Genomic DNA, 17,304 nt, shown 5'->3' with positions numbered 1-17,304 from the left:
CGGCAGGGAATCTCCTGATGTTAAAGTTTTCCACTATCTGGCAGGAACTCTCCTGATGTTAAAGTTTTCCACTTCTGGTAGGAACTCACCTGATGATGATTGCTCATCTATATCATTATTATACGTTTCGACTAAAAATATGTCAAGAAAATTAGAGCTCAGAATATTCCCCAACAGAAAAACAAGGTTGGTTCCGCCCCCGTTTTGTGATACACTGTTTGCAGACAATTTTTGTCGCTAAGGAGGCAGGAGAAATATGAAGTACCGATTGCTTGTGCTGGACATTGACGGCACAGTTACCAATACAGAGAAAAAAGTGACGCCGAGGACAAAAGCAGCCATAAAGAAACTGCAGGAGCAGGGTACCCTGGTAGCCATTGCTTCCGGGCGGCCCACAAGGGGGATCGCGCCGGTGGCAGATGAACTGGAGTTTGATAAATACGGCAGTTATGTGCTGGCCTTTAACGGCGCCAGGATCGTGAACTGGAAGACAAAGGAGTGCATTTATTCCAAGACCCTTCCCCTGGGAATGCCCAGAAAGCTCTACCGCAGCGCAGTGCGCCATGAGGTAGGAATCATCACATATGAAGAGGAGCAGATCATTGCCGGGACAACGCCGGATATCTATATGGAGACAGAGTCAAGGATCACAGGTCTGCCCATCTGTTACAGACAGGATTTCCCTAATTATGTAAACTTCCCGGTGAATAAATGTCTTCTCACAGGAGAGCCGGATGAGTTGGAGAGAATTGAGCCGCTTCTGGCTGAGGAGTATCTCCATGAGGCCCAGATATTCCGTTCAGAGCCGTTTTTCCTGGAGGCAACGCCTAAAAATGTGGACAAGGCCTATTGTCTGGAAAAGCTGCTGAAGCTTCTGGGCATATCCAGGGAGGAGATGGTGTGCTGCGGGGACGGATATAACGACATTTCCATGATACAGTTTGCAGGCCTTGGGGCAGCTATGGCAAATGCCCAGGAAAAGGTAAAAGATGTGGCTGACTATATCACAGTCCGCAGCAATGATGAGGACGGAGTCGAAGAAGTGATAGAGAAATTTTTCTTGAAAGAATAATAAGGAGGGAATCCATGCCGCTGCATTTTATATTCGGCGCTTCAGGGGCCGGGAAATCGCACTATATTTATCAGAAGATCATACAGGAATCCATGGAGCATCCCGGACGGCAGTATCTGGTGCTGGTTCCGGAGCAGTTTACCATGCAGACGCAGAAAGAGCTTGTAATGATGCACCCCAAAAAGGGGATTCTGAATATAGATGTCCTGAGTTTTGAGCGCCTTGCCTACCGCGTTCTGGAGGAGACAGGGGAATCCTGCGCGCAGGTCCTGGAAGAGACGGGTAAAAGCCTGGTGCTTCGCAAGGTGTCCCAGGAGAAGAAAAAGGAACTGAAGATCCTGGGAGAGAAAATGAAAAAGCAGGGCTATATTTCCCAGATGAAATCCATGGTGTCAGAGCTGAAGCAGTATGAGGTCACAAAAGAGGATATGGACCTTATGCTGGACTATGCGAAAGACAAGCCGGAGCTGTATTATAAGCTGAAAGATATCTCTGTGCTGTACCGGGGATTTTTTGATTACCTGGAAGGGAATTTTATCACCCAGGAGGAAGTGCTGGAGGTGCTGGGAAGGGTGGCAGGGAAGTCCGGAAAGCTGGCCGGGAGTGTGATGGTCCTGGACGGCTATACGGGTTTTACCCCTATTCAGTTACAGCTTTTGGAGCGGATTCTCCCTCTGTGTGAGACCATGTACGTGACCGTCACCATGGATGACCGTCTGGACCCCTATCGCCCGGGCAGCCCCCACCATCTCTTTCATCTGAGCAGGGAAACCGTGTCTAAGTTATGTAAACTTGCGGGGGCGGCGGGCAGTCAGATCGAGGAGACATGGGTAAAAGAAAACGGAAGATTTTCCGATAATAAGCCCATGGCATTTCTGGAACGGAATCTGTTCCGGTTCAGAAAGGAAGTCTATACAGAAGAACAGCAGGCAGTCCATATTCGGGAGAGCAGAAACCCGGCCCGGGAGATGGAGGAGACAGCTCTTATGATACGCCGCCTGATGCGGGAGGAAGGATACAGATGCCGGGATTTCGCAGTGATCACAGGAGATATGGAGACCTATGCGGACCATGCGGCAAGGGCCTTTGATAAGTTTGATATCCCCTGTTTCATAGACCAGAAAAAGTCTGTATTCATGAATCCTTTTGTGGAATTTCTCCGCTCGGCTGTGGATATGCTTCTGGAAAATTACAGTTATGAGAGTGTTTTTCGGCTGCTGCGCTGCGGACTGCTGGATCTGCCCTGCAGGGATATGGACCGGCTGGAAAATTATGTGCTTGGCATGGGAATCCGTGGGTTCCGCAAATGGCAGGAGGAGTGGGTGCTCCACTACCGCGGGGAAAAGCCGGAGGAGGTTCCTGAGATTGACAGGATACGGCAGCAACTCATGGACACCCTGGCCCCGTTCACGGAACAGATGAAGACCAGAAAAGGGACTGTTCGGGAACGCGTCCTGGCCTTCTATGAATTTATCACTGCCTGTGGTATCCAGGAAAAATTGGACAGAAGCAGAAAAGAGTTCGCAAAAGAAAACGCCATGGACAGGGCAAAAGAATATGAGCAGATCTACCCCATGGTCATGGACCTTTTTGACAAGATGACAGAGGTTCTGGGGGAGGAGAAAGTAAGCCTCCGGGAGTTCAAGGAGCTTTTGGAGGCAGGCCTTTCCGAAGTGAAGATCGGTATTATTCCGCCCAGTTCCGACCAGGTGCTTGTGGGTGATATGGAGAGGACCAGGCTTAAGGATATCCGGGTGCTTTTCTTTGTGGGTGTAAATGACGGGAAAATTCCAAGAGAGGACGCTGCAGGCAAGATCCTGTCAGATTTGAATCGGGAGGATTTAAAGGCTTCCTCTGTTGCCCTGGCGCCCACCTACCGGGAGAATCTGTACACTCAGAGGTTCTATCTGTACCTGAATATGACAAAGCCATCCGATAAACTGTATCTCTCCTACAGCAGAGCCGACGACGGAGGGGAACCCATGACCCAGTCCTTTTTGATCGGTGCAGTCAGGAAGCTGTTTCCGGCGCTTGTTTTGGAGCGGCCGTCCGAGGATGCTGTCTGGGAAGTGGAAAATCCCAAAAGCGCACTTGCGTATCTGGCATGGGGATTTAAGGAAATTCTGGAACGTGAGCCTTCTTTGCTCTGGAAGGAGCTTTTTACCTGGTACCAGAAGCAGGATGCCTGGAAACAGACCATGGAGAATATGGTGGAAGGAGCTTTCCGCATCAATCCTGAGGATGAGATCGGAAGAAGTGTGGCAAGAGCGCTCTATGGCACCACCCTGGAGAACAGCGCCACCCGTCTGGAATTGTTTGCCCAGTGTGCCTGTGCCCATTTTATGGCGTACGGCCTGGAATTAAAAGAGCGGGCCAGATATGAATTCAGCCCCATGGATATGGGAAATGTACTGCACAGCGGCCTTGAGAGTTTTGCAAAAAAAATGCACCAGCGCGGTCTTTCGTGGACTGCTCTTGATGAGGTTCAGATGGATGAGATGGCAGAAGACTGTGTGGAGGAGGTAGTTTCTTACTACGGAAATACCGTGCTGAAAAGCAGTGCCAGAAATGAATACATGGTCAGCCGGGTAAAAAGGATGATGAAGCGCACCATCTGGGCTTTGACAAAGCAGATGGAGCAGGGAGCGTTCACGCCCAGCCGTTTCGAGGTCTCTTTTGCCATGGCAGATTCTCTGGAGAGTATCAACATTGCCCTGTCAAAGGAGGAGAAAATGAAACTCCTGGGCAGGATTGACCGGGTGGATACCTGCGAAGAGGAGGACAAGGTTCTGGTGAAGGTCATTGACTATAAGTCAGGAAACACCTCCTTTGACCTGCTGGCTCTGTATCACGGCCTGCAGCTTCAGCTTGTGCTGTATATGAACGCAGCTATGGAGCTGGAGCAGAGGAACCATCCGGATAAGCAGGTGGTGCCTGCAGGTATTTTTTACTATAATATCAAAGACCCTGTGGTTGAGAAAGTGGAGGAGGAGGATCCGGAGGCGCTGAACCGCCGCATTTTGAAGGAGCTGCGCATGAACGGCCTGGCCTCCTCAGACAGGGGTGTGCTGGAAAAGCTGGATGAAAACCTGAGCGCAAACGGTACCTCATCCCTCTGTGTTCCGGTGACCATCAACAAGGACGGAAGCCTGTCACGGAATTCCAGTGCGGTCAGCCCGGAGCAGTTCCGTCTGATATCGAATTATGTAAACCAGAAGATGAAGGAGATCGGCCGCAGGATTTTAGCAGGGGAGGCTGAGACTCAGCCTTATGAGATGGGAAAACGAAATGCGTGTCAGTATTGTCCTTATAAAGGTGCCTGCGGGTTTGACGAGAAAACCGCGGGATACCACTACCGCAGACTGAATCCTCTGAAGCCGGAGGAGATATGGGGCAGAATGAAAGACGGGGAAAAGTCTGAGGACCCTGTGGATAAGGAGGTGTAAAAAATGGGAGTGATGTGGACAACAGAGCAGCAGAAGGTGATCGATTCCAGAGACTGCAACATACTGGTCAGTGCAGCGGCGGGAAGCGGCAAGACGGCTGTGCTCGTGGAGCGTATTATTTCCATGGTCACAGATCCGGTGCATCCGGTGGATATTGACAGGCTGCTGATCGTGACTTTTACCCGGGCGGCTGCGGGGGAGATGCGGGAACGTATCCGGCTGGCGATTGAAAAAAAGCTTGCGGAGGATGAGGACAATGAGCATCTGCAGAGGCAGAGCACACTGCTTCACCACGCGCAGATCACCACCATTGACAGCTTCTGTTCCTATGTGGTGAAAAATTATTTTCATCTCATTGATCTGGACCCTTCTTACCGTATGGCGGAGGAGGGGGAGCTTCGCCTGATGCAGGGTGATGTAGCTGCTCAGGTGCTTGATGATGCATACAGCAGGAAAGAGCCGGAATTTCTGCAGTTTGTGGAGTGTTTTTCCACCGGGAAGACGGATGAGGGGATCGAGGATATGATAAAGCGCCTCTATGCCTTTTCGGTCAGCTATCCGTATCCTGAGGAATGGCTTTTGTCCTGTAAGGAGGCATACAGCATTTCTTCCGCGGAGGAACTGGAACAGGCCGATTGGATGCAGATGATCAAAGAGGATATCAGAAAAAGCCTGCAGGAGGCCATGAATCTGGCAGACGCGGCGCTGGAGACAGCCAGAGAAGAGGGCGGACCTTATTATTATGAAAATGCCCTGGAATCTGACAGGACATTTGTGCAGAAACTGCTGCAGACGGATTCCTTTGAGGAATGGCAGAGACTTTTTTCGGGTCTTTCCTTTGCCAGGCTTGCGGCAAAAAAGGATTCCCAGGTCTCAGAGGAGGCAAAGGAGCTAACAAAGAATCTGCGGCAGCAGGTAAAAGACCTGTTGGGTGAACTGAAGGAACAGTATTTTGCCCTCTCTCTGGAGGACGCGGCGGAGTATGTGCGCATGGCGGGAGGTCCGGTTGGGGTGCTCATTGATCTGACCCTTGCGTTTGCCCGGGCGTTTGCAGAGAAGAAGAGGGCGAAAAATATACTGGACTTTTCGGATCTGGAACATTTTGCCCTGAAGATCCTGGTGGACCATTCCGGGGAGAAGGATAAGCGGACTCAGGCGGCAAAGGAACTGGCGGACAGATTTGCTGAGGTCATGATAGATGAATACCAGGACAGCAACTTTGTACAGGAAAAGCTTTTAAACGCTGTGTCTAAGATGGAGGAAGGAAACAACAATATTTTCATGGTAGGGGACGTGAAACAGAGCATCTACCGTTTCCGTCTTGCAAGACCGGATCTGTTTATGGAAAAATTCAAAACTTATTCCACAGCCGGAGGGAAATGCCTTAGAATCGACCTGCACAAAAATTTCCGAAGCCGGAAGGAAGTGCTGGACGGGGTGAATTTCCTTTTCTATCAGATCATGGGGGAAGCGCTTGGAAAAGTGGAGTACGATGATGCAGCGGCGCTGTATCCGGGTGCATCTTTTCCTCCGTATCCGGCGGGACAGGATGGGGAACCGGATGCGTCAGAGAACCAGCAGGATGGTGGATCGGATGCGGCAGAGAAGCGACAGAACTCGGCGGCGGATACGGAACTGATCCTGGTGGAGACAGATGAGGAAGAGTGGAAGGTTATGGAGTCCGGTGAAAATGTACAGGAGCTGGAGGCCAGAGCCGCTGCCGCAAGGATTCAGGAGCTGGTGGGTTCCTATCCTGTTCTTGACAAAACCACGGGACAGTACCGCCCGGCCAGGTTTGGAGACTGTGTGGTACTGCTCAGAACCCTTTCCGGCTGGTCGGAGACTTTTAAACGCGTTTTGAATGCCCAGGGGATTCCGGCCAGTGTGACGACAAAGACGGGATATTTTTCCGCCTCAGAGGTTATGACCGTTTTGAACTATCTGCGCATTCTGGACAATCCGCTGCAGGACATTCCGTTTACCGGAGCGCTTCACAACCTGCCGGGCGGATTTTCCATGGAGGAGCTGGCCCGTGTAAAATGCGTGGGCAGAGAGATGGAGAAAGCCGGCATGTATCAGTCACTTCTGGCGGCGGAAAGTCTGTGTGAATCGGATAATGCCCAGGACAGGCAGACCGGGGAGAAGGCAGGCCGTTTCCTGGAGCTGTATGAGAGTATCCGGAAGAAAGTTCCCTACACACCCATGCATGAACTGCTGTGGGAGATCTATGACAGGACAGGACTCTTTGACTATATACAGGCAGGAGCTTCCGGGGAACAGCAGAAGGCCAACCTGCTGATGCTTCTTCAGAAGGCCAGGGATTATGAGAGTACCAGCTATCGGGGTCTCTTTAACTTTGTCAGGTATATAGAGAATCTGCAGAAATACCAGGTGGATTTCGGGGAGGCGAACATTCTTTCCGAAAATGAAGATACAGTGAAGATTATGAGTATCCACAAGAGCAAGGGTCTGGAATTTCCGGTGGTCTTTGTCTCCGGCATGGGAAAACAGTTCAACCAGCAGGATGCCAGGGCATCCCTTGCCATGCACCCTGATCTGGGAGTGGGCGCCGACTGGGTGGATGCAGAGCTGCGCACCAAAACGCCGACTCTTCTGAAAAAAGCAGTACAGCGCCAGATACAGATTGAGAATCTGGGAGAGGAACTGCGTATTCTCTATGTGGCGCTGACCCGCGCCAAGGAAAAACTGATCCTCACCGGAAGTACCTCCAGGCTGGAAAAGCGGCTGACTGCCTTAGAACCCCTGAAAAAACAGGAGGAGCGCAGGATATCTTACGGCAGGCTGGCAAAAGCCCGCTGTTATCTGGACTGGATTTTCCCTGCCCTTGCAAGGCACCGCTGTATGGATGAGGTGTACCTCTCCTATGAGAAACGCCCCTATGTTTTAAATCCGCTCCACGATGACGAGGCCGGTTTCCATATACAGGTGATCTCACCCACAAAGCTTACACTGGAGGAAGCGGAGACCAGAATGATACAGAAGATGAAAAAGCAGGAAATTCTGGAATTTGATACAGCCGCAGTCTGGGATGAAAAGGTCAGGGAACAGATCGAGGAGCGTTTTACCTATTCTTATCCTTATCCGGACCGGGACAAGATTCCTGCAAAGGTCACGGTATCCGAGGTGAAGCGGCTGCACATGGAAGACGAGGAGAGTACTTCCTGGTATGAAGAAGAGGAGGAGATGATACCCTATATCCCGTCCTTTATTGAAAAACGCGAGGAAGGACTGACAGGAGCCGGAAGAGGTACCGCATACCACAGGGTATTCGAGTGCCTTGACTTTTCAAAAGCCGGGTCTGCAGAAGAGGCGGAGGAGCAGCTTTTGGCTCTGGAGTCTGAACACAGGATTGACAGTGAGATCCGCCGCACGGTTTCTCCCCGTGATGTGTATCAGTTTGCCGCTTCCTCCATTGGCAGACGCATGGCAGAAGCCCAGACCCGTGGATCGCTGTATCGGGAACAGCCCTTTGTCATGGAGATTGCAGCGGACAGGCTGAAGGAGGAATACCCGGAGGAGGAGCGTGTTCTGGTACAGGGAATCATTGATGCCTTCTTCTACGAGGGGGACAGCATTGTACTTGTGGATTACAAAACAGACAGGGTGCGCCGCAGAGACGGAAGTGATCTGATCGAGAAGTACAGGGTCCAGCTTGATTACTATGCGGAGGCCTTGGAACGGGTGACGGGAAGGAAAGTGACGGAGAAGTATATTTATTCCGTGGAATTACAGAAGGGATTGGCTGTGCAGCAGGCTGCCCCGTAATTTCAGATTTACAAACCCCTTCCCCCATGTTATGATAGGAAGAAAGAATAAAACGTTGATGTGATAACGCGATGGAGCAAAGGGGCAGACGGTCGGTAGTCTGTCCCTTTCTGCGTTGTCGCATGTGAGGGAGGTAACGTATGGATTTTGCAGTAATACTGAAAGCAGTGAATGATTTTGTATGGGGCCCTTTTATGCTGGTACTGCTGGTGGGTACAGGAGTTTTTCTTACCATTCGGCTGAATTTTCTGCCATGGCGCAATCTGGGATTTGCGCTGAAGTCTATTTTTAAAGATCCCGACAAGGAAGGCATGGGCAGCAGGGAAGGTGATATCACACCGTTCCAGTCTCTGATGACCGCTCTTGCGGCAACCATAGGTACCGGCAATATTGTGGGTGTTGCCACTGCCATGGTCATGGGCGGTCCCGGCGCGATCGTCTGGATGTGGATCTCTGCTCTCTTCGGGCTTTCCACCAAATACGCGGAGAGCGTTCTCGCTGTAAAATACAGGGAAATGAACGCAGACGGCGAGATGGTGGGCGGCCCTATGTATGCTATGAAAAACGGTTTTAAATACAAAAAACTGGGTGCAGTGATGGCAACGCTTTTTGCTGTCTTCGCGGTCCTGGCATCTTTCGGAATCGGCAACATGACACAGGCCAATTCTATTGCGGACGCTTTGAACAGCACCTTCAAGATTCCGAACATTGTGACAGGCGTAGTGATCACAACACTGGCACTGGTGGTCTTGGTAGGTGGAATTAAAAGCATCGGTAAGGTCTGTGAGAAGGTGGTTCCTTTTATGGCAGTTCTGTATTTTGCATGCGGAATAGGCGTTATTATTATAAATGCAAAGCATATCCCCGATGGGCTTGCCCAGATATTCGGCATGGCATTTTCCGTAAAGGCGGTAGCCGGCGGTGTGGGCGGCAATATTATTGCCACAATGTTATCGGCTATGCGCTGGGGTGTTGCCAGAGGCGTCTTCTCCAATGAGGCAGGTCTCGGCTCCGCTCCCATTGCAGCGGCTGCAGCCAAGACGGATTATCCGTCCAGACAGGGATATATCAATATGACAGGAACCTTTTTTGACACACTGGTAGTCTGTTCCGTCACAGGTCTTGTCATTGCGTCCTCCGGTGTCCTCGGTATGAAGGATGCCTCCGGTGAACTGATCACGGGTGTTAACCTGACCATAAAAGCTTTTGAGAGTGCACTGGGTCCTATGGGAAGCTATCTGGTATCCATTGGCATCATGCTTTTTGCCTTTTCCACGATCCTGGGATGGGAATACTACGGGGAGAAATCCCTGGAATTCTTAGTCCGCTCTACAAAGATGAATAGGATATACAGGGTGCTGTTTTCCTTTATCACATTTGTGGGCGCTACAAGAACGCTGCAGATCGTATGGGATTTTTCAGATACAATGAACGGTCTTATGGCGATACCAAACCTGATCTGTCTTCTGGTGCTCAGTAATGTGGTGGCGGAAGAATGTTTTGATTTCCAGAAAGAAGTAAAGAAAAAATAAATGATAACAGGAATTTAACAAAAGCAGCGATTCTCTGCCGGCAAGGGAGAATCGCTGCTTTTTAGTCAGCAGACAGTTATTTATTTGAGAGGAAAGGTTTGTCATTCCACGAAAGAGGTGATAAGATAAGAAAGAAAATAAATTACCGGTAGGAGAACATCATGAGAAAACTGCTGATTTATATGAAAGACTATAAAAAAGAGTCTGTCCTGGCACCCCTGTTCAAACTTCTGGAAGCATCCTTTGAACTGCTGGTGCCTCTTGTTATGGCCAGGATCATTGACCGGGGCATCGGAAACGGAGACAAGCATTATGTGACCATCATGTGCCTGCTCATGGTAAGCCTGGGCATTATCGGACTTGTGTGCTCCGCCACGGCACAGTATTTTGCCGCAAAGGCGGCAGTGGGATTTTCCACAAAGCTGCGGCACGCGTTATTTTCCCATATCCAGGGGCTTTCTTTTACAGAAATGGATACCATGGGTACCTCCACTCTGATCACCAGGATGACAAGTGATATCAACCAGGTGCAGAATGGAGTCAATATGGTTCTGCGTCTGTTCCTCCGCTCGCCGTGCATTGTGTTCGGCGCTATGATCATGGCGTTTACCATTGACATAAAGGCGGCGCTTATCTTTGTGGTGACGATTCCCCTGCTCTCTGTGGTAGTATTTGGTATCATGCTGATCACCATTCCTCTGTATAAGAAGACACAGGCCGCCCTGGACCGGGTACTGGGAATTACCAGGGAGAATCTGACCGGCGTAAGGGTCATCCGTGCATTTAATAAGGAAGAGGAAGAGAAGGAACGCTTTGAAGCCAGCAATGATACACTCACTGCAATGCAGAAGCACGTGGGGAAAATATCAGGTCTGATGAATCCCATGACATACGTGATCATCAACGGTGCCCTGGTGGTTCTGCTGTGGACAGGCGCCATCCGTGTGGATACAGGGTATATCACCCAGGGCCAGCTTATCGCCCTGGTAAATTATATGTCCCAGATCCTGGTGGAGCTGATCAAGCTGGCAAACCTGATCATTACCATCACCAAAGCACTTGCCTGTGCAAACCGCGTGGAGAGTGTCCTGGAAATACAGTCCAGTATGCAGGACGCAGACAGAAAATCCCCGGAAAGGGCAGAGACGGGCAGCCCGTCTGTAGAATTTCGCCATGTGGGACTTACGTATAAGAATGCCGGGGAGGAATCCCTGACAGACATTGATTTTAAGGCAGAAAAGGGGCAGACTATCGGTATCATTGGCGGTACCGGTTCCGGAAAATCATCTCTCGTACACCTGATCCCCAGGTTCTATGACGTCACGGCAGGTGAAGTACGGGTAAACGGCGTGGATGTGAGGAACTATCCCATCCATGAGCTCAGACAGAAGGTGGGGATGGTCCTGCAGAAGGCAACCCTTTTTAAAGGGACTATTCGGGAAAACCTCCTCTGGGGAAACCGGGGGGCATCCGACGAAGAGCTGTGGCGCGCGCTGGAAATCTCCCAGGCAAAGGAATTTGTGGATAAGAAGGAGGACGGCCTGGACACAGAGGTGGTGCAGGGTGGTAAGAATCTCTCCGGCGGACAGAAACAGCGCCTCACCATTGCCAGAGCCCTGGTCAAAAATCCGGAGATCCTGATTCTGGATGACAGTGCCTCAGCCCTTGACTTTGCCACAGACGCCAGGCTGCGTCAGGCCATAGGAAATCTGAAGGACAGGATGACAGTATTCATTGTATCCCAGAGGGCTTCCTCTGTCATGTATGCGGATTTGATCCTTGTTATGGAGGACGGCCGTCTGGCAGGGGCCGGCAGTCACGGAGAACTTCTGGAGACCTGCAGCGTGTACAGGGAAATCTATGAATCACAGTTTGAGAGCAGACAGGAGGAGGCATAATATGGACAAGAAAAAATCAGCGCAGAAGGAAACACTTCTGAAGGTATTAAAATATGTCCGCCATTACTGGCCGTTTCTGATTCTGTCCATCGCGGCAGCAGCGGTGACTGTGGTTCTGACTCTGTATGTGCCTATTCTCACAGGAGAGGCCATTGACTACATTATAGACAAGGGAAAAGTTGACTTTGTCCATGTGTTCGGCACTCTGCAGAAAATCGGGATCGTCATTCTGCTCACAGCCCTGGCGCAGTGGATCATGAATGTGAGCAACAATAAAATCGCCTACCACACAGTACAGGATGTGAGGAACCGGGCATTTCAGAAAATACGGATCCTGCCGCTTAAATACATGGATGACCACTCCTACGGTGAGGTGGTAAGCCGTGTCATAGCGGATGTGGACCAGTTCTCAGACGGACTTTTAATGGGATTTACCCAGTTATTTACCGGTGTGATCACGATTCTGGGTACCCTGCTTTTTATGCTCACCAGAGATGTGGGCATTACATTGGTGGTGGTTCTGATCACGCCGCTGTCCCTTTTTGTGGCAAATTTCATTGCAAAGAGGACTTTCGTTATGTTCAAGCAGCAGTCAGAGGCCCGCGGAGAACAGACTGCGCTTGTGGAGGAAATGATAGGCGGGCAGAAGGTGGTGCAGGCATTCAATTATGAGGAGGAAGCTCTGGAACATTTTGATGAGATCAATGAAAAGCTGGCAGACTGTTCCTTGAAAGCTATTTTCTTTTCGTCTTTGACAAATCCCTGTACACGGTTTGTCAACAGTCTTGTTTATGCCGGAGTCGGGCTGGTAGGGGCACTGTCGGTTATAAACGGCGGAATAACTGTGGGGCAGCTTTCCTGTTTTTTAAGCTATGCCAACCAGTATACAAAACCTTTCAACGAGATTTCAGGCGTGGTGACAGAGCTTCAGAATGCGCTGGCATGTGCTTCCCGCATATTTGCGCTCATAGAGGAGGAGCCTCAGACACCGGAACCGGATCATGCTGAGAATCTGGAACATACAGATGGGAAAGTGGATCTGGAGCATGTATATTTTTCCTATTCACCGGAGATAAAGCTGGTGCAGGATTTTAATCTCCATGTTCACCCGGGGCAGAGAGTGGCAATTGTGGGACCCACCGGCTGCGGAAAGACTACTATCATCAATCTGCTGATGCGTTTTTATGATGTGGACAGCGGCAGTATCCGTGTCAGCAGCCGGGATATCCGCAGTATTACCAGAAAAAGCCTGCGGGGGTCCTATGGAATGGTGCTCCAGGATACCTGGCTCAGAACAGGCACTATCCGGGATAATATCACAATGGGCAAACCGGACGCCACGGAGGAAGAGATCAAAGCCGCAGCCAAAGCCTCTCATGCGCACAGTTTTATCAAACGTCTTCCAAAGGGCTATGACACAGAGATCACAGAGGACGGCGGCGGGCTGTCCCAGGGGCAGAAGCAGCTTCTGTGTATTACCAGGGTTATGCTCTGCCTGCCGCCCATGCTGATTCTGGATGAGGCTACATCCTCCATTGATACCAGAACAGAGATGCATATTCAGGAGGCATTTGCAAAGATGATGCAGGGCAGGACCAGCTTTATTGTGGCACACCGCCTGTCCACCATCCGGGAGGCGGATGTGATCCTGGTAATGAATAACGGAAATATTGTGGAGCAGGGAGATCACAGGTCACTGCTTGAGAAGAACGGATTCTATGCCAGACTGTATAACAGCCAGTTTCTGTCCGGACAGGACATGGCGGATAACGGTTCAGGCAGGTCTGCACATTCACAGCGCTGAACCGGTGCCGGCAGCCGTCCGGCCCAGTGCGAAGCGGTTTTTAATGGGCATGTACGCAGCCGTTCGTCTTCCGGGAACTGTTACAGCGGCTGCAGGCATAGAATACAAAGGCGGGCCGGGAGAATTGCCATATTCTCCCGGCCCGTTTTTACATTTTTATGTATTTTTGATATTAGCTCAGTTCTCGGACGGTTCGTTGAATACAATGGTGTATTCCTTTTCACTGTCCTTTGTTACAGGTGTGAGCAGTTCCTGGATCAGGCGCTGGGCCTGTTCATTTGCCGTTGTCAGCAGTTCGCTGTCAGCGGCATTTTTTTCTGCGTCCTCCTTGGCTGCCTGCAGTGCGGTTACGGTGTCTTCCTTGTTCTGTGGATTGAACAGCGCTATTTTCTCATCGTAGAACTCCAGGCTGTCAGGGTCAATGGTGATATCCTGAATCTCTGCCTTTGGAAGTGTCACAGTGATGGTTTCGCCGGATACGTCCACCTTTGCTTTGGAGAGGTCAATGCCTGCCTTGATATGGGCATTGTAGATCATGGTGAAGCCTTTCTGGGTGATAAAACGGATTTCTCCGGCTTCATAGCGGATAAGTCCCCTGTATTCCAGGCGCGCTGTGGCTAAGTCGCTGGCCTGGGTCAAGCGGGCAGTGATAGCGGAAACAGAGATATCTGCCTTTTGATATTTGCGCCCCTCCCAGTATCGTCCCAGGAAAATACCGAAGATTACCAGTATCAGGACACAGATTACGCCGATTACCCTTGCTATTTTATTTTTCATTCTTACCTCCGTATTTTTTGATATTCAGTATTGCTGTTGAGCAGCTTGTATACAGTGCTGTTTTCTACATTATACGTCTTTTTCCGACGTTTGAAAAGGAAAAGTAACAGGTTCGGGTAAATGATGTTCTGGGAAAGTCGCCGCTCACACTCACTGTTTGACGAGCTGTTTTCAGGCCGAAGGCATGAAAATCCGGGGACAGCCAGTATGGTATGGAGCAGAATGTTCCATACCTTTGCATTGCGAAGTATGTTGCTGGGTGCGGAGTGAAATGTAACCTGAGAAATGATTGCCGGTTGGAAAACGTGAGTATGGAAAAAGCAATGGTAAAATCAGGAGATGTTTGAATTAGGACATTAGGAATATATATAAGAGTGATTATTTTATGAGAATATTTCCTGAACAGGAGAGGAGCCAGGAGAATTTGCAGGAATGCAGATTGCATGTTACATGATGTAGGGATTTATAGGTAAAAAGGAAGAAAAGTGTGCTTGGGCCTTTAGGAATACAGATAGAGTGTAACATGGTGTGGGGATTTATAGGTAAAAAAGGAAGAAAAGTGTGCTTGGGCCTTTAGGAATACAGATAGAGTGTAACGAAGTGTGGGGATTTATAGGTAAAAAAGGAAGAAAAGCTGACTTATGCCTTTAGGATTACAGATAGAATAGAACGTAGTGAGAGAAATTAGTGGTAAATTGAGAAAAAAACCAATTTTCATATGTCCATAATACATATAAGGCCGAAATATTGAATGAGAATTACAGGTAAAATCATTGCTGCGATACAATCTTCCATATCCTAACAGCTGGAATAAATATTTTTCATATAATACTATTGACAAAACTATATTATATGGCGTATAGTATTAAATATAAAATAGTATTGTAAAAAATATAATATTATACAAATCCTAAATATCCCGAAGCATTACAGTATCATATCGGGAGTCGGCCGTTGGCAGTGCAGACGGCTTATATATAGAAAAGGAAGTGAGCATATGGTTTTTAATACAGGCGCCGCGCTGCTGGATGCAATTGTACTGGCGGTTGTCTCCAAGGAGGCGGACGGCACATACGGGTATAAGATCACCCAGGATGTACGGCAGGTTTTGGAGGTATCCGAATCCACACTGTATCCGGTACTCAGAAGGCTTCAGAAGGATGAATGCCTGGAGACTTACGATCAGGAGTACGGGGGCAGGAACCGAAGATACTATAAGCTGACAGAGAGAGGTATGGCACAGCTGAATCTTTATAAGACAGAGTGGAAAAACTATTCCACAAAAATTTCCAGATTGTTCGAGGGAGGGATACCAAAATGAGTCGAAGGGAATTTTTAGCGCAGCTGGAACGGCTGCTTTGGGATATTCCGGTGCAGGAGAGAGAGGAAGCACTGGAATTCTACAATAATTATTTTGATGATGCAGGGGCTGAAAACGAATCCTCTGTCATTCAGGAATTGGGAAGTCCCGGCAAGGTGGCTGCCATTATCAAGGCCGACCTGGGAGGGAGCCGCAAGGAGTACGGAGAATACACGGAGACCGGATACAGCGACGGGATATTTGATGACAGGGATATGCCGGAACGCGCAGGTGCAGATACGAAAAAGGAAAACACAGACAAAGAGGAACAGAGACAGCAGGAGGGGAACGGATATAACGGCCCCTACAGCAGACACGGCTACGGTTCGGCAAAGCACCAGAGAAACAGAAGCGGGCTTATGTGGGGCATCATTATCATATGTGTCATCATTGCTGTCCCGGTGGTGGGAGGAATCGGTATTGGAATTCTCGGCGTACCTTTCGGACTGCTGCTTGGTTTGCTCGGAATCTTTGCAGGAATCCTGGGATGCGGCGTAGGGCTGCTGGGCGGCGGTATTGCCATGGTGGTTTATGCACTGATTCATATGTTGGGGAATCCTGCGGCGGCATTGGCTTTTTCCGGTGCGGGAATTATGTTGTCAGCCATTGGGATTCTGCTGATATTGGTATTTGTCCTGGTTGTGGTTAAGGTGGTACCGGCTGTGTTCCGCTGGGTCATAGATTTGATCCAGAGGATTGTGCACAGAGGGATAAGGGGAGGTGACCATTCATGAAAAAGTTTACGAAATTCTGTCTGATCACAGCATTAGTGCTGGCGGTTGTGGGAGGTGCCCTGTTTTTATCGGGCCTCGTTATGGGGGCTACCTGGGAAGGGGTGGCAACGGCTGCAGAGAATGGAATTAACTGGATTCCTTTTAAAAGCTGGATGCGTTATGACAATGATTATGAATTTACAGAATCTCTCGACAATATTAAAGATACGCTGAAAGGAGAAGCGGATAAGGAGTTTGAATTTGACGCAGACCAGGTAAGGGAACTGGATGTGGATACAAAATATGCTTATGTTTCCGTGATCCGTTCTTCAGACAAGGATAAGATACGCGTCAGAGTCTATTCCAATAAGGATAAGGTGAATTTTGACGAAGATGACGGCCGGCTCTCCGTAGAAAGATCCTACCGCAGACGCTCTATAGAAAAATATCCGATTCAGATTGAGATTCCGAAAGACAAAAAGTTTGAGGAAGCAGAACTCCATATCGGGGCAGGAGCGTTGGAGGTTCAGGATTTAGAGGCAGAAAAGCTTACTATGTATGTAGGGGCAGGCAGTGCGGAGACTACCGGAATCATTAGGGCCGATGAAGCAGAACTGGGAGCAGGTATGGGAACAATGGATATTGCCTTTATAGAATTCAATACAGGTTCCCTGGACTGCGGAATGGGCACGGTAAACGCCAGATTAGCGGGAAAACGCCAGGATTACAGCACAGATATAGACTGTGGCTTAGGGTCCGTCAATGTGGGCAGCGAATCTCACAGCGGCGTCAGTTCCCTGAGGACTGGTGACAGCAATGCTCCGAAATATTTGGAGATAGAGTGCGGAATGGGCAGTGTGGATATACTATTTGAAAACGGGGACTGATTTGCGGGAACCGGTGACAGGAATAGATA

The 17,304-nt window shown here is 49.6% G+C and carries 10 protein-coding genes; 9 read left to right on the top strand and 1 reads right to left on the bottom strand.

Annotation, left to right across the window (positions count from 1 at the left end; all coding sequences use genetic code 11):
- The first annotated feature begins 256 nt into the window (after positions 1–256).
- From V8Q34_RS23940 to V8Q34_RS23915, 6 genes are all read left to right on the top strand, one after another.
- The gene (locus V8Q34_RS23940; protein WP_033139207.1) at positions 257–1,072 is read left to right on the top strand and encodes a Cof-type HAD-IIB family hydrolase; all 816 of its coding nucleotides are present in this window, start codon (positions 257–259) and stop codon (positions 1,070–1,072) included.
- Positions 1,073–1,086: 14 nt separating this feature from the next.
- On the top strand, positions 1,087–4,518 hold the full coding sequence (addB, locus tag V8Q34_RS23935) for a helicase-exonuclease AddAB subunit AddB (RefSeq protein WP_244806472.1): 3,432 nt from the start codon (positions 1,087–1,089) through the stop codon (positions 4,516–4,518).
- A 3-nt stretch (positions 4,519–4,521) separates the two neighbouring features.
- Positions 4,522–8,304: a helicase-exonuclease AddAB subunit AddA gene (addA, locus tag V8Q34_RS23930; RefSeq protein ID WP_335836464.1), complete on the top strand. Its 3,783-nt coding sequence runs from the start codon at positions 4,522–4,524 to the stop codon at positions 8,302–8,304.
- Positions 8,305–8,444: 140 nt separating this feature from the next.
- Positions 8,445–9,836 (top strand): alanine/glycine:cation symporter family protein, encoded by a 1,392-nt coding sequence (locus V8Q34_RS23925; RefSeq protein WP_103732313.1) that lies wholly within the window; start codon positions 8,445–8,447, stop codon positions 9,834–9,836.
- 161 nt (positions 9,837–9,997) lie between these two features.
- Positions 9,998–11,734, top strand: coding sequence for an ABC transporter ATP-binding protein (locus V8Q34_RS23920; RefSeq protein WP_227245474.1), 1,737 nt, complete (start codon positions 9,998–10,000; stop codon positions 11,732–11,734).
- Position 11,735: 1 nt separating this feature from the next.
- The gene (locus V8Q34_RS23915) at positions 11,736–13,538 is read left to right on the top strand and encodes an ABC transporter ATP-binding protein (RefSeq protein ID WP_335836463.1); all 1,803 of its coding nucleotides are present in this window, start codon (positions 11,736–11,738) and stop codon (positions 13,536–13,538) included.
- Positions 13,539–13,715: 177 nt separating this feature from the next.
- Here V8Q34_RS23915 and V8Q34_RS23910 read toward each other — a convergent pair whose 3' ends face one another.
- A complete protein-coding gene (locus tag V8Q34_RS23910) occupies positions 13,716–14,315 on the bottom strand; it encodes a DUF4230 domain-containing protein (RefSeq protein WP_335836462.1) in 600 nt (199 codons plus the stop codon).
- A gap of 997 nt (positions 14,316–15,312) precedes the next feature.
- On the opposite strand from V8Q34_RS23910, the gene V8Q34_RS23905 reads away from it, so the two are divergent.
- Genes V8Q34_RS23905 through V8Q34_RS23895 form a run of 3 tightly spaced genes read left to right on the top strand, consistent with a single transcriptional unit; the run spans position 15,313 to position 17,275 of the window.
- The gene (locus V8Q34_RS23905; RefSeq protein ID WP_033139211.1) at positions 15,313–15,636 is read left to right on the top strand and encodes a PadR family transcriptional regulator; all 324 of its coding nucleotides are present in this window, start codon (positions 15,313–15,315) and stop codon (positions 15,634–15,636) included.
- Positions 15,633–16,409, top strand: a complete 777-nt coding sequence (locus V8Q34_RS23900; RefSeq protein ID WP_033139212.1) for a DUF1700 domain-containing protein — start codon at positions 15,633–15,635, stop codon at positions 16,407–16,409. The genes V8Q34_RS23905 and V8Q34_RS23900 overlap by 4 nt, the downstream gene beginning before the upstream one ends.
- Positions 16,406–17,275 carry a DUF4097 family beta strand repeat-containing protein gene (locus V8Q34_RS23895; protein ID WP_298076390.1) on the top strand — a complete coding sequence of 290 codons (870 nt, stop codon included), beginning with the start codon at positions 16,406–16,408 and terminating at the stop codon, positions 17,273–17,275. The genes V8Q34_RS23900 and V8Q34_RS23895 overlap by 4 nt, the downstream gene beginning before the upstream one ends.
- The last annotated feature ends 29 nt before the right edge of the window (positions 17,276–17,304 follow it).

Origin of the sequence: Blautia sp. JLR.GB0024 (assembly GCF_037000545.1) — a bacterium.
GTDB lineage: Bacteria > Bacillota > Clostridia > Lachnospirales > Lachnospiraceae > Blautia > Blautia celeris.
The sequence above is the reverse complement of the archived record's forward strand: the minus strand, read 5'-3'. Positions and strand labels throughout refer to the sequence as shown.